The sequence below is a fragment of the Constrictibacter sp. MBR-5 genome (assembly GCF_040549485.1).
Lineage (GTDB): Bacteria > Pseudomonadota > Alphaproteobacteria > JAJUGE01 > JAJUGE01 > Constrictibacter.
On the sequence record NZ_JBEPTK010000002.1, the window covers coordinates 534420 to 548302 of the forward strand.

The following is a 13883-nucleotide window of genomic DNA, read 5'->3' on the forward strand; positions in this document are numbered from 1 at the left end:
TGCGCGTGCCCTGGGTTGCTTCGTCGCTTCGCTCCTCGCAATGACGGTCGGTGGGGGGATGGAGCAACCGCTCCATGCTAGGCGCCCCCACTCAACCAGCCCGGCCCAACGGCGGTCGCCTGCTCGAAAACATCATGCACTTCTGCCGCGTGCTGCGCGCGGCAGGCCTGCCTGTCGGTCCCGGCCAGACCCTGAAGGCCATCGAGGCCGTGCGGGCGATCCAACTCGCCGACCGTGACCAGTTCTACTGGGCGCTCCATTCCGCCCTCGTGAACCGCCGCGACCAGCGCGAGATCTTCGACCAAGCCTTCCACGTCTTCTGGCGCAACCCGCGCATCCTCGACCGGATGATGGGGATGCTCGTCCCCGACGTGGACGTCGACCGGTCGCAGGAGGACCAGGAGGAGATGTCGCGGCGCATCGCCGACGCGATGAACCCGCCCGACGCCGACCTGCCGCAGCGCGAGCTGGAGGAGGAGATCGAGGTCCGGGCGGAGATGACCACCTCGGACAGCGAGATGCTCCACAGGATGGATTTCGAATCGATGTCCGCCGAGGAGGTGGAGCGGGCGAAGCGCGCCATCGCGCGGATGCGCCTGCCGATCGCCGACGTGCCGACGCGCCGCTTCCGTCCCGACCCGTCGGGACCGCGGGTCGATATGCGCGCCACCCTGCGCGGCCTGCTCCGTGCCGGCCCGGACGCCATCCTCGTCGCCCGCAAGCGCCGCCGCACCCGCCCACCGCCACTGGTCGTGCTCTGCGACGTGTCCGGGTCGATGGCCCAGTATTCGCGCATGCTGCTGCACTTCCTGCACACGCTGACCAACGACCGCGACCGGGTCCACACCTTCCTGTTCGGCACGCGCCTGACCAACGTCACCCGCCATCTGCGCCAGAAGGACGTCGACGTCGCCCTCGACAAGATCGCCGGCTCGGTCGAGGACTGGTCGGGCGGGACGCGCATCGGCCACGCGCTGCACGACTTCAATCGCTTCTGGTCGCGTCGCGTGCTGGGGCAAGGCGCGGTGGTACTGCTCATCACCGATGGCCTCGACCGCGATGCCGCCGAGGGCCTGGGCGTGGAGATCGAGCGGCTGCACAAGTCCTGCCGCCGCCTGATCTGGCTCAACCCCCTATTGCGCTACGACGCCTTCCAGCCAAAATCCAGGGGAGCGCAGGCGATCCTGCCGCACGTCGACGAATTCCGTCCCGTGCACAACATCGCGAGCCTCGCCGAACTCGCTGCTGCACTCAGCCGCGAGCCGACGCGGCGACAGGAAGGGGTAAGGGAATGGCTACGGATGCTGCCGGCCTGACCGAAAAGGACCAGATCCTGGAGCAGGCCGCGCTCTGGCGCGGCGCCGGCAAGGGCGTGGCGCTCGCCACCGTCATCACCACCTGGGGCTCGTCGCCTCGCCCGATCGGCAGCCAGCTCGTCGTCGACGACGCCGGCGCCTTCGAGGGCTCGGTCTCCGGCGGCTGCATCGAGGGCGCCGTGGTGCTGGAGGCCGTCGACGTCATCAAGGCCGGCAAGCCCAAGCTCCTCGACTTCGGCGTCACCGACGAGCAGGCCTGGGACGTCGGCCTCGCCTGCGGCGGCAAGATCCAGGTCTATGTGGAGCCGGTGCAATGAAGGCGGCGATCCTCGACAAGGTCCGCGCGGCGCGTGCCGCCAAGCGCGCCGTCGCCGTGGTCACCGACATCGCCGACGGCAGCCAGGCGCTGGTCGACCGCGAGGATACCGAGGGCGACCTCTCCTTGTCCGACGAGACGCTGGCCGAGGTGCGCGACGCGCTCCGCCACGACCGCTCCATGACCATCGAGCGCGACGGACGGCGGCTCTTCATCCATGCCTTCACGCCGCCGCTGCGCCTCGTCATCGTCGGCGCCGTCCACATCGCCCAGCCGCTGGCCCGCATCGCGCTCTACAGCGGCTACGAGGTGGTGCTGGTCGATCCGCGCGGTGCCTTCGCCACCGCCGAGCGCTTTCCCGGTCTCACCCTGATGGAGGACTGGCCCGACGAGGCGCTGGAGAAGCTGAACATCGATTCGCGCACTGCCGTCGTGACCCTCACCCATGATCCGAAGCTAGACGACCCGGCCCTGCTCGTGGCGCTCCGCTCCGAGGCCTTCTACATCGGCTCCCTCGGCAGCCGGCGCACCCATGCCAAGCGCGTCGACCGGCTGAAGGAGGAGGGGCTGACCGACGAGCAGATCGCCCGCATCCACGCGCCGGTCGGCCTCGACCTCGGCGGACGCGCCCAGGCGGAGATCGCCATCGCCACCATGGCGCAGATCGTCCAGGCCCTGCACGCCGCGCCGGCGACACCCGAGCGTAAGGCGGAGAAGGCGGCGTGAAGTTCGGCCGCATCCCCGCACGGGAAGCGGCCGGGGCGCTCCTCGCTCACAGCGTCAAGCTGCCCACGGGCGGCTTCAAGAAGGGCCGCGAACTCTCCGGCGACGACGTGGCGAAGCTGCTCGGCGCCGGGATAGAAACGGTCGTGGCGGCACGCCTCGAACCCGACGACGTGCTCGAGGACGAGGCGGCGACCGTCGTGGCGGAGGCCGTCTGCGGCGAGAACGTCTCGATGACCGCCGCCTTCACCGGCCGCGCCAACCTCGTGGCCGAGGCGGCGGGGGTCGTGGTCCTCGACCGCGAGCGGCTCGATCGGCTCAACCTGGTCGACGAGAGCGTGACCGTGGGCACCCTGCCGGCCTACGGCGTCGTGGCGCCGAAGCAGATGGTCGCCACCGTCAAGATCATCCCCTTCGCCGTTCCGCGCGCCACGGTCGACGCCTGCGCCGCCATCGGCCGCGAGGCCGGCGCGCTGCTGCGCGTCGCACCGTTCCGGCCGAAGCGCGTCGCCCTGGTGCAGACCGTCCTGCCCGGGATGAAGGACAGGATCTTCGACAAGACGGCCGAGATCACCCGCGCCCGGATCGAGGCGCTCGGCGGCGAAATGGTCGCCGAACTGCGCTGCGGCCACGACGAGGGCGAGGTCGCCGACCGCCTCGCCGAGGCGCGCGTCGCGAAGGCGGATATATTCCTGGTCGCCGGCGCCTCGGCCATCGTCGACCGTCGCGACGTGGTGCCGGCCGGCATCGAGCGGGCCGGTGGGCGGGTCGTGCATTTCGGCATGCCGGTCGATCCCGGCAATCTGATCCTGATGGGCGACTGGGACGGCGCGCCGGTCGTGGGGCTGCCGGGCTGCGCCCGCTCGCCGAAGCTGAACGGCTTCGACTGGGTGCTGCAGCGCCTTTCCGCCGACCTCCCCGTCGGTCCGCGCGAGATCATGCTGATGGGACCCGGCGGCCTGCTGACTGACGTGCCGACGCGGCCCCTGCCGCGCGCCGAGGCGATCGCCGAGGACGCCCCGCGCGAGCCGCGCATCACCGCCGTGATCCTCGCCGCCGGCCTGTCGCGGCGCATGGGTGCCGCGAACAAGCTGCTGGCGGAGGTCGACGGCATGCCGATGCTGGCGCGCGTCGTCGACAGCGTCGTCGCCTCGAAGGCGAAGCCGATCCTCGTCGTCACCGGTCACGAGGCGGAGGCGGTGCGCGCCGCCCTCGGCGACCGTCCGGTCACCTTCGTCCACAATCCCGCCTTCGCCGAGGGGCTCGCCGGGTCGGTCAAGGCCGGCATCGACGCCGTCCCCCCCAACGCCGACGGCGCTGTCGTCTGCCTCGGTGACATGCCCCAGGTGACGGGGCGCCACATCGACCGGCTGATCGCCGCGTTCAACCCGGTCGAAGGCCGGGCGATCTGCATCCCGACCTGGCAGGGCCGCCAGGGCAATCCCGTCCTCTGGGCGCGGCGCTTCTTCGACGAGATCATGGCCCTTTCCGGCGACAGGGGCGCCAAGGCGCTGATCGAGGAGCACGGCGATCAGGTCGCCGAAGTCGCCGTGCCCGACGCCGGCGTCGCCCTCGACATCGACACGCCGGAAGCCTTGGCGAGCCTCGCTCGCGCGAAGGAGACCTGACCGAGAAGCCTCGGCTGCGCGCACTGGCGATTTATTTCGGTGACAGACGATTCATGCGCGGCTATATGTCGGCCATGATCAGTGCGACCGCCGCTACCTACTTTTGGTACTTTAGCTATCCGACAGTGCCGGCGGAGGCAGGGGTGCGCGCGATCTGACGATCGATCCATAGAAGTCCCGAAGCCGCCAGCCACCTGGCGGTTTTTTTATGCCGCCGGTGTGGCCAACGAAGGAGCCCACGCCGTGCCGACAGCCACTGACGATCTCCGGATCCGGAGCCTCACCGAACTGACGCCGCCCGCCGCCGTGATGGCCGGGCTGCCGCGTACGGATGCGGCGAGCGAAACCGTGACGCAATCGCGCCGCGCCATCCACGACATCCTGCACGGCCGTGACGACCGGCTCGTGGTCGTCATCGGCCCGTGCTCGATCCACGACCCGGAAGCGGCGCTCGATTACGCCTCCCGGCTCGCCGCGCAGCGTCGCCGCTTCGCCGCCAGCCTGGAGATCGTGATGCGCGTCTATTTCGAAAAGCCGCGCACGACCGTCGGCTGGAAGGGCCTGATCAACGACCCCCGCCTCGACGGCAGCTTCGACATCGACACCGGCCTGCGCAGCGCACGCGGGCTGCTTCTCGCGATCAACGACCTCGGCCTGCCGGCCGGCTGCGAGTTCCTCGATACGACGACGCCGCAATATTTCGCCGACCTCGTCGCCTGGGGTGCCATCGGCGCGCGCACGACCGAGAGCCAGGTGCATCGCGAGATGGCGTCGGGTCTGTCCTGCCCGGTCGGCTTCAAGAACGGAACGGACGGCAACGTGCGTATCGCTCTGGACGCCATCCTGTCGGCCTCGCAGCCGCACCACTTCCTGGCCGTCACCAAGGACGGGCGCGCGGCGATCGCATCGACGGCGGGCAACGAGGATTGCCACGTCATCCTGCGCGGCGGCAAGGTGCCGAACTATGACGCGGAGAGCGTCGACGCGGCGTGTGCCCAGGCGGCGGCCGCCGGCCTGCGCTGTGCGGTCATGATCGACACCAGCCATGCCAACAGCAGCAAGAAGCCCGAGTGCCAGCCGCTGGTTTCCGAGGATGTCGCGCGCCGTATCGCCGCCGGCGACAAGCGCATCGTTGGGCTGATGGTGGAGAGCAATCTCGTGGCGGGGCGCCAGGATCTCGTACCGGGCAAGCCTCTGGTCTACGGCCAGAGCATCACCGACGGCTGCGTCGACTGGGATACCTCCGTCGCGATGCTGGAGACACTGGCGGAGGCTGTCGAGGCCAGGCGGGCAGGGGGAAAAGCACCCCGGCGCGAACTCGCCGAGGCCAGCTGAGGCCGCTACGCCGGGCGGCCCGTCATTGACGGGCGCCGCCCGGCGTGGCAACACTTGCGATGCACGTGGTGCCTCGCGAGAGGCCCAGAGGGAATCCGGTGCGGCCCATATGGCCAATTCCGGGGCTGCCCCCGCAACTGTGAGTGGCGAGCGTTCGACCCACGAAGTCACTGGGACCGGTCCGCCGGTCCTGGGAAGACGGGTAGAAGCGCGACGACCCGCGAGCCAGGAGACCTGCCGCGCGCATCGTCATCCATCCTGTGTGCGGGGTGTCTCGCAGGTGCGGCCTTTCCGTCGTGATGGCGAATGTTTCCCGGGCGTTCGGGGACAGGAGTCGCGATGGATACGGGTCGACGACGATTCAGAACCTTCGCATCGACTGCGGTCTCCGCGCCCGTCGCCGCGTCCGACTCCGATCCGGAGCTGGATGCTCACGTCATCGACGGGGGTCTCGAAGGAATGTCGTCTGCAAGAAGCCGTTGCGCCCGTGCCTTGGCCGGTGCGGTCGTCGGCATGGCAGGGGCGAGTGCCGCATTGGCTCAGTCCGCGGAATCGCTTGTCCTGCCCGAGTTGGTGGTCACGGCCAGCCGTACGACGGTCGCGACCAAGGAGGTCGGCAGCGCCATCACCGTCATCACGGCGGAGCAGATCGAGCGCAGGCAGGTCCGGTTCGTCTCCGACATCCTGCGCCAGGTACCGGGCGTCGCCGTCAGCCGGGCCGGCAATGTCGGCGCAGTCACCCAGGTCCGCATCCGCGGCGCGGAGGGTAACCACACGCTGGTGATCATCGATGGCGTCGAGGTCAACGACCCGATGAACGGGTCGGAGTTCGATTTCTCCTCGCTGCTGGCCGAGGATATCGAGCGGATCGAGGTTCTGCGCGGTCCGCAGAGCGCCATCTGGGGCTCCGACACTATCGGCGGCGTCGTCAACATCGTGACCAAGCGCGGCCGCAGGGGGCTGCGCGGCCATGCATCGGCCGAAGGCGGTTCGTTCGGAACATACCGTCTCAACACAGGTCTCAGCGGCGGCAACGAGGGCGCCAGGGCGTCCGTCAGCGGCAGCCTGCTGGAGACCGACGGCATCAACGTCGGCAGCACCGGCAGCGAGAAGGACGGCTATAGCAACGGTACCCTGAACCTGACCGGCGACCTCGACCTCGCGCGCAATCTCAGCGTCGCCCTGAACGGTCGCTACACCAAGGCGAAGACCGAGGGTGACAGGCAGGATTTCGATTTTCCTGCCACGCCGACGCAGGGGCTGCTGGTGGACAGCGACGACTTCACCGAGACGGAGCAGATGTTTGGCCGTGCCGAGGCACGCCTCCTGCTGTTCGACGGCGCCTGGCAACAAAAGTTCGGAGCCGCGGCGACCCGTGCCGACCGGCGGTCCGTAGAGAGCGGGACGACCAGCGAAAGCACCGGCACGAAAGGCAGGCTCGACTATCAGAGCACCTTCGTCTTCGACACGTCCACGCTGGCCGACGCTGCCCACTCGCTGACTTTCTACGCCGAACGTGAGCACCAGGACTTCCGGAACCGCAGCGAGGGCTTCCCGTCGGCCGACCAGTATCGGGATCCCACCGACTACGGCTATGTCGGAGAGTATCGCCTGGGCTTGTGGGACAGGCTGTTCCTGTCGGCGGCGCTACGCTTCGACGACAACGAGCGGTTCGAGGACGCGACGACCTATCGCGCGACGGCGGCCTACGTGTTTCCCGGATCCGGGACGCGGCTGCACGGCAGCTACGCCACCGGCGCTACGAATCCCACCTTCTTCGAACTGTTCGGGTTCGACCCGAACACGTTCGTCGGCAATCCGAACCTGAAGCCGGAAACCTCGAAGGGGTGGGATGCCGGTATCGAGCAGAAGCTGTTCGGCGACCGTGTCGTGCTCGACGTCACCTATTTCGAAACCGATCTGCGCGACGAGATCCAGACGGCGTTCCTGCCGGGATTCCGGTCGACGCCCGTCAACCTGTCCGGCAAGAGCACCCGCCGCGGGATCGAGGTCGCGGCCCAAGCGCGGGTCACAGACGCGTTCGATCTTTCCGGCAGCTTCACCTGGCTGGACGCCGAGCAGCCGAACGGCAGGACCGAAGTCCGGCGTCCGAAGTACATGGCGAGCGCCAACGCGAACTATCGCTTCTTCGACCGGCGGGCGAACGTCAATCTCGGCGTCGACTATAACGGCCGCGCCATCGACAACGAGTTCGTCGACCGCACGAACCGGGTCCGTATCGGCCTGGAAGACTATGTGCTGGTCAATCTCGCAGCGTCGTATCGGCTCACGGACAGTGTCGAACTCTTCGGCCGCGTCGAGAACCTGCTCGATGAGGATTATCAGGACGTCTACGGGTTCAATACGCCGGGGATTGGTGCCTATGCCGGTATCAGGGTGGCCTTTGACACACCGTGATCGGATGCTCTTAAGCCCGGTAGGTGCGATGCGGGGCACGGCATGAGCGTGCTGGCGACCGAGGGCCTGAGCAAGGCGCTGGGGGGACGACAGGTGTTGCGCGACGTGTCGCTGTCGCTGGCGGCCGGCAGCGTCGTCGGTCTGCTCGGCCCCAACGGCGCGGGCAAGTCGACGTTGCTGCGGCTGCTCGTCGGCCTGCTGGAACCGGACGGCGGGCGCATCACCCTCGACGGCATACCGCTCGATGCGGTCCCGGCCCGGGAGCGCGCGCGACGGATCGCCTACCTGCCGCAGCACGGCGTGGTGCACTGGGAACTCTCGGTGGAGGCCGTGGTGGGGCTCGGGAGGATACCCCACCAGGGCGCGCCCTCGATCTTCTCCGGTGACCGGATCGCGCCTGCGGATCGGGCGGCGATCGACGCTGCGATGCGGCTGACCGATGTGTCCGCCTTCGCCGAGCGTCCGCTGGGCACGCTCTCCGGCGGCGAGCGGGCACGGGTGCTGCTCGCGCGTGCGCTCGCTGGAACGCCGCGTGTTCTCCTCGCCGACGAGCCTGTTGCCGGCCTCGATCCGGCTCATGCGCTCGACGCGATGGTGCGGCTGCGCGGCGTCGCGGCGAACGGCACACTGGTGGTCGTGGTGCTCCACGACCTCGCCATGGCCGGGCGCTTCTGCGACCGCATCGTGCTGCTCCATGAGGGCTGCATTCACGCCGACGGGGTGCCCGCCGATGTGCTGACCGCTGCGGCGCTCGCACGGGTCTACGGCGTGACCGCGGTGTGCGGCACCAATGAGGGCATGCCCTATGTCCTGCCCTGGGCGAAGGTGGGAGAGGGGCATCATGCCTAGCCTCCTGGTCCTGGGCGGCGCGCGTTCGGGCAAGAGCCGCTATGCCGAGAGGCGTCTCGCCGGCTGGTCCGGCCGAAAACTCTATCTCGCGACGGCCGAGGCGCACGACGCCGAGATGGCGGCGCGGATCGCCGCGCATCGGTCGCAGCGCACCGATGCCGGCTGGGAGACGGTGGAGGAGCCACTGGCCCTTACCGAGGCGCTTGCCGCCACGGCGGCGGCCGATACGGCCGTCCTCGTCGACTGCCTCACCCTCTGGCTCGGTAATCTCTTCGGCGCGGAACGGTCGCCGGCCGTGGAATCGGCACGTCTCGTGTCGATCGCGCCCGACCTTCCGGGGACCGTCGTCTTCGTTTCGAACGAGGTCGGGCTCGGTATCGTCCCCGACAACGCCCTGGCCCGCCGGTTTCGCGATGCCGCGGGCCGCCTGCACCAGGATCTGGCGGCTGTGGTCGACGAAGTCGTCTTCGTCGCTGCAGGCCTGCCGCTCACGCTGAAATCGCCGTGCAAGGATTGAAGATGTCTGCCAACCCGATCGGAAAGATCCCCGCGACGGTCATTACCGGCTTCCTCGGCGCCGGTAAGACCAGCGCGATCCGTCACCTGTTGGCGAATGCGGGCGGCCGGCGAATCGCACTCGTCATCAACGAGTTCGGCGACCTCGGCATCGATGGCGAGATCGTGCGAGGCTGCGGCATCGAGGGCTGCGACGACGTGGTCGAACTCGCGAACGGCTGCATCTGCTGCACGGTCGCGGACGACTTTCTACCGACGATCCTGGCGATCCTCGCCCGGCCGAACCGTCCCGACCACATCGTCATCGAGACGTCGGGCCTCGCCCTGCCGAAGCCGCTGGTGCGCGCGTTCGGTTGGCCGGAGATCCGCACCCGAGTGACGGTCGACGGAGTCATCGCGATGGTGGACGGACGGGCCGTTGCCGACGGCCTGTTCGCCAGCAATCCACGCGCGGTCCAGGCCCAGCGCGAGGCCGACGAGATGCTCGACCATGAATCGCCCTTGGAAGAGCTTTTCGAAGAACAGATCGGCTGTGCCGACATGGTGGTGATCAACAAGACCGATCAACTCGACGACGCCGCGCTCGCCCGTGCGACGGCTGCAGTCGAGCGTGAGCTTCGGCCCGGCGCCAGGATCGTGCGCGCCGTACAGGGGGCGGTCGATCCGGCCGTACTGCTCGGTCTATCGGCGGCGGCGGAATCCGACCTCGACAGCCGGCCGTCGCACCACGACGGGACCGACGATCACGACCATGACGATTTCGACTCGTTCGTCGTTGAACTCCCGGAGATCGCCTCGCCGCAGGTCTTCGCATCGCGGATCGCCCTGGCTGTCGCCGAGTTCGACATCCTGCGGGTCAAAGGTTTTGCGGCCGTCGCCGGCAAGGACATGCGCCTAGTGGTCCAGGGCGTGGGCCCGCGGCTGCAGCATTATTTCGACCGCGGCTGGCAGCCTGGCGAGGCCCGCCGCACCAGGCTCGTCGTCATCGGACATCACGGCCTGGACGCTGCAGCGGTGAGCGCCCGGCTGGCGGCCTGATGCATCTTCTCGCCGCCCGAGCCGGATCCGTCGCCGACGGCGGCGAAGCGGTCGATCTCGGCCAATCGCCTGGCGATGTCGTCTTCCTGTCGGCCGCCGACAGTGAACTCGCCGGGCTCGCCGCCGCCCGTGCCGCTCTCGGAGCCGCTGCGCCCGATCTGCGGCTCGCGAGCCTGCTGCAGCTGTCGCATCACGTGTCGGTCGACCTCTATCTCGACGAAGTCGTCCGCCACAGCCGGCTGGTGATCGCCCGTGTCATCGGTGGGAGCGGCTACTGGCCCTACGGTATCGAACAGCTGACCGCGGTCTGCGCCGAGGCCGGCGTACCGTTGGCGCTGATACCGGGAACCGATCAGCCCGACCCCGACCTCACCGAGGCGTCGACCGTCACGCCCGAAGCCTGCCATCGCCTGTGGCAGTTCATGGTGCAGGGCGGGCCCGAGAATCTGCGCAGCCTGCTGGCCTATGCGGGATCGCTGATCGGCGGCACGGCGGCGTGGCACGAGCCGCGACAACTCGTTCGTGCGGGGATCTATTGGCCCGGTGCGTCTGTGGCCGATCTTGCGGATCTGCGGCGGCATTGGCAGCCCGACCGTCCGGTCGCGGGCATCGTCTTCTACCGTGCGCAGTATCAGGCGGCGAACCTGGATCCCGTCGACGCTCTGGTCGCGGCGCTCGCAGAGCGGGGGATCAATGCGCTGCCGATCTACGTTGCCAGTCTGAAGGATGCTGTCTGCGCCGATACGATGGTGGCGCTGACGGCCCAGGGCGGGGTCGGCATTGTCCTCAACACGACCGCCTTCGCGCTGTCTCAGCCTGGAGCCGCGGTCTCCACGCCCTTCGACCATCTGGACTGTCCCGTGCTCCAGGTCGTGCTCGCCGGTAGCGACGAAGCGCAGTGGCGCGCCGGCGCCAATGGCCTGTCGTCGCGCGACATCGCGATGAACGTGGCGTTGCCGGAGGTCGACGGCCGACTGCTCGCCGGTGCCGTGTCCTTCAAGGACGATGCCGGCTGGGACCCGGCGACCCAATGCCGGCTCGTCCGGTACAAGCCCGTTCCCGACAGGATCGCCGCCGTCGCCGACCAGACGGCGCGCTGGCTACGTCTGCGCGGCAAGCCGCCGGGGCAGCGTCGGATTGCGGTGGTCATGGCGAACTATCCCAACCGCGACGGCCGGATGGGCAACGGCGTCGGCCTCGATACGCCAGCGGGCACATGGCAGGTGCTGCGTGCGTTGCGCGGGTCCGGATATGCGGTCCATGACCTGCCGCCCGACGGACAGGCGCTCATAGAGCGTCTGGGAAGAGGACCGACAAACGCGCTCGGCGGAGATCGTGTCGGCGGGGAGCCCTATCCGCTGACCGACTACGCCCGCTTCTTCGCGGCTCTGCCTGAATCCGTCCGCACCGCAGTGACCGATCGCTGGGGCGCCCCAGAAGCGGACCCCTTCGTGCGCGACGGCGCCTTCCGGCTCGCTGCCTTCCGCCTCGGCAACGTCGTGGTCGGCCTGCAGCCGGCGCGCGGTTACAACATCGATCCTGTTCGCAGCTACCACGACCCCGACCTGGTGCCGCCGCACGGCTATCTCGCCTTTTACGCCTGGCTTCGAGACGCCGTCGACGTCGACGCGATCATCCATATGGGTAAGCACGGGAACCTGGAATGGCTGCCGGGCAAGTCTCTGGCATTGTCCGGCGACTGCTTCCCCGATGCGATCCTCGGCCCCGTCCCGAACCTCTATCCCTTCATCGTCAACGATCCCGGTGAGGGGACCCAGGCGAAGCGCCGGGCGCATGCGGTGATCGTGGACCACCTCACGCCGCCGCTGACCCGCGCCGAGACCTATGGGCCGCTGGCCGACCTGGAGCGCTTGGTCGACGAGTATTACGAGGCGGCGGGCGTCGATCCGCGCCGTCTGGCGCTGTTGCGCGAACAGATCCTGGAGCTGAGCAGCGCCACCGGCCTCGACCGCGACTGCGGGATCGCCGCGGCCGAAGAACCTGGCGAGGCACTCGCCAAGCTCGACAACTATCTCTGCGAACTGAAGGAGATGCAGATCCGGGACGGCCTGCACGTGTTCGGCCTGTCGCCGGAGGGAATGCAGCGCACGGGTCTGCTGGTGGCGCTGCTGCGCGTCCCGCGCGGCGCGGGAACGGAGGGCGACGCGTCGCTCATCCGCGCACTCGCGGCGGATCTCGCGCTGGGCGACCAGTTCGATCCGCTGGACTGCCGCATGGGGTCGCCATGGCATGGACCGCGGCCGCCGACACTGGCACGGCTGCTGGACCGTCCGTGGCGGACCTGCGGCGACACGGTCGAGCGTTTGGAACTGCTGGCGCAGGACCTCGTTGCCGGGGAAACTCGATCCGATCCGGCATGGCATCGCACGATGGAGGTGCTGAAGGCACTGGAACGCACGATTCGGCCAGCCGTCGACGCCTGCGGCGCGGCGGAGCTTTCGGCGCTGCTCATCGGACTCGACGGGCGGTTCGTGCAGCCGGGACCGTCCGGTGCTCCGACCCGCGGACGGCCCGACGTGCTGCCGACCGGGCGAAATTTCTACTCGGTCGATACGCGTACCGTGCCCACCCCCGCGGCTTGGCAGCTCGGCTGGGCGTCGGCCATGCGGCTCGTCGAGCATCATCGCCAGCAGGAAGGGGCATGGCCGCGGCGCATGGCCATTTCCGCCTGGGGAACCGCGAACATGCGCACCGGCGGCGACGATATCGCGCAGGCGATGGCGCTGATGGGCGTGCGTCCGACGTGGGATCCGGGGTCGCGCCGCGTGACGGGCTTCGAGATCATGCCCATAGGTGTGCTCGATCGGCCGCGCGTCGACGTCACGCTGCGCATCTCGGGTTTCTTCCGCGATGCCTTCCCCGGCCTGATCGATCTGTTCGACGCCGCGGCGCGCGCCGTGGCCGCGCTCGACGAGCCGGAGCACGACAATCCGCTCGCGGCGAAGTTCGGGGCAGATCGAGCAGCGATGATCGCCGACGGCGCGACCGCGGCGGAGGCGGAGCGTGCGGCAGGCTTCCGGGTGTTCGGGTCGAAGCCAGGGGCTTACGGCGCCGGATTGCAGGCGCTGATCGACGAGCGGGGCTGGGAGACGTCCGCCGACCTCGCACGCGCCTATGTCGCCTGGGGCGGCTATGCCTACGGTGCCGGCGCGGGCGGCGAGGCGCGGCACGGCCTGTTCGAGCGGCGCCTGTCGCAGATCGAGGCTGTCGTACACAATCAGGACAACCGCGAGCACGACCTATTGGATTCGGACGATTACTATCAGTTCGAAGGCGGCATGGCCGTCGCGGTCAAGGAGGCCGCGGGCACCGCGCCGGTCGTCTGGCACAACGACCACTCGCGTCCGGAACGGCCGGTCGTCCGGCGACTCGAGGAGGAGATCGCCCGCACCGTGCGCGCCCGGGTCGTCAATCCGAAGTGGATCGCCGGCGTCATGCGACACGGCTACAAGGGCGCCTTCGAGATGGCGGCGACGGTAGACTATATGTTCGCCTTCGCGGCTACGACCGGGGCCGTCCGCGACCATCATTTCGACGCGGTGCTGGAGGCCTATATCGAGGACGACGCGGTGCGCGGGTTCATGGCGGACGCCAATCCCGCCGCGCTGCGCGAGATGGCGGAGAGGCTGCGCGAAGCGATCGACCGCGGCCTCTGGCGGCCTCGGCGGAACGCGGCCTACGGGACACTGGTGGAGTTGAGCAGGATAGGAGAAGCGGCGTGAA

General features: G+C 69.0%; 10 protein-coding genes and 1 riboswitch. All 10 genes read left to right on the forward strand.

The window, feature by feature from the left end; translation table 11 throughout:
• Window positions 1–134: 134 nt before the first annotated feature.
• The 10 genes from ABIE65_RS06530 to cobN all read left to right on the forward strand — a co-directional run bounded on the left by ABIE65_RS06530 (window position 135) and on the right by cobN (window position 13882).
• The gene (locus ABIE65_RS06530; protein WP_354076453.1) at window positions 135–1316 is read left to right on the forward strand and encodes a vWA domain-containing protein; all 1182 of its coding nucleotides are present in this window, start codon (window positions 135–137) and stop codon (window positions 1314–1316) included.
• On the forward strand, window positions 1292–1633 hold the full coding sequence (locus tag ABIE65_RS06535) for an XdhC family protein (RefSeq protein WP_354076455.1): 342 nt from the start codon (window positions 1292–1294) through the stop codon (window positions 1631–1633). Before ABIE65_RS06530 ends, ABIE65_RS06535 begins: the two co-directional genes overlap by 25 nt.
• The gene (locus tag ABIE65_RS06540; protein ID WP_354076457.1) at window positions 1630–2358 is read left to right on the forward strand and encodes an XdhC family protein; all 729 of its coding nucleotides are present in this window, start codon (window positions 1630–1632) and stop codon (window positions 2356–2358) included. The genes ABIE65_RS06535 and ABIE65_RS06540 overlap by 4 nt, the downstream gene beginning before the upstream one ends.
• Window positions 2355–3983, forward strand: coding sequence for an NTP transferase domain-containing protein (locus tag ABIE65_RS06545; protein WP_354076459.1), 1629 nt, complete (start codon window positions 2355–2357; stop codon window positions 3981–3983). Before ABIE65_RS06540 ends, ABIE65_RS06545 begins: the two co-directional genes overlap by 4 nt.
• Before the next feature lie 243 nt (window positions 3984–4226).
• Window positions 4227–5318: a 3-deoxy-7-phosphoheptulonate synthase gene (locus ABIE65_RS06550; RefSeq protein WP_354076460.1), complete on the forward strand. Its 1092-nt coding sequence runs from the start codon at window positions 4227–4229 to the stop codon at window positions 5316–5318.
• Window positions 5319–5367: 49 nt separating this feature from the next.
• Window positions 5368–5574: riboswitch (cobalamin riboswitch) on the forward strand.
• Between the two features lie 278 nt (window positions 5575–5852).
• On the forward strand, window positions 5853–7736 hold the full coding sequence (locus ABIE65_RS06555; RefSeq protein WP_354076462.1) for a TonB-dependent receptor plug domain-containing protein: 1884 nt from the start codon (window positions 5853–5855) through the stop codon (window positions 7734–7736).
• A 42-nt stretch (window positions 7737–7778) separates the two neighbouring features.
• Window positions 7779–8585 carry an ABC transporter ATP-binding protein gene (locus ABIE65_RS06560; RefSeq protein WP_354076464.1) on the forward strand — a complete coding sequence of 269 codons (807 nt, stop codon included), beginning with the start codon at window positions 7779–7781 and terminating at the stop codon, window positions 8583–8585.
• On the forward strand, window positions 8578–9102 hold the full coding sequence (gene cobU, locus ABIE65_RS06565; protein ID WP_354076466.1) for a bifunctional adenosylcobinamide kinase/adenosylcobinamide-phosphate guanylyltransferase: 525 nt from the start codon (window positions 8578–8580) through the stop codon (window positions 9100–9102). Before ABIE65_RS06560 ends, cobU begins: the two co-directional genes overlap by 8 nt.
• A gap of 2 nt (window positions 9103–9104) precedes the next feature.
• Window positions 9105–10139 (forward strand): cobalamin biosynthesis protein CobW, encoded by a 1035-nt coding sequence (gene cobW / locus ABIE65_RS06570; RefSeq protein WP_354076468.1) that lies wholly within the window; start codon window positions 9105–9107, stop codon window positions 10137–10139.
• Entirely contained in the window at window positions 10139–13882 is a 3744-nt protein-coding gene (gene cobN, locus ABIE65_RS06575; RefSeq protein WP_354076470.1) for a cobaltochelatase subunit CobN, read from the forward strand. Before cobW ends, cobN begins: the two co-directional genes overlap by 1 nt.
• Window position 13883 lies beyond the last annotated feature (1 nt).

Excerpts from the sequence above, each read along its gene's own strand:
- ABIE65_RS06530 (WP_354076453.1), top strand. The coding sequence starts at position 135 with ATGCACTTCTGCCGCGTGCTGCGCGCGGCAGGCCTGCCTGTCGGTCCC.
- ABIE65_RS06535 (WP_354076455.1), top strand. The coding sequence starts at position 1,292 with ATGGCTACGGATGCTGCCGGCCTGACCGAAAAGGACCAGATCCTGGAG.
- ABIE65_RS06540 (WP_354076457.1), top strand. The coding sequence starts at position 1,630 with ATGAAGGCGGCGATCCTCGACAAGGTCCGCGCGGCGCGTGCCGCCAAG.
- ABIE65_RS06560 (WP_354076464.1), top strand. The coding sequence starts at position 7,779 with ATGAGCGTGCTGGCGACCGAGGGCCTGAGCAAGGCGCTGGGGGGACGA.
- cobU (WP_354076466.1), top strand. The coding sequence starts at position 8,578 with ATGCCTAGCCTCCTGGTCCTGGGCGGCGCGCGTTCGGGCAAGAGCCGC.
- cobW (WP_354076468.1), top strand. The coding sequence starts at position 9,105 with ATGTCTGCCAACCCGATCGGAAAGATCCCCGCGACGGTCATTACCGGC.
- cobN (WP_354076470.1), top strand. The coding sequence starts at position 10,139 with ATGCATCTTCTCGCCGCCCGAGCCGGATCCGTCGCCGACGGCGGCGAA.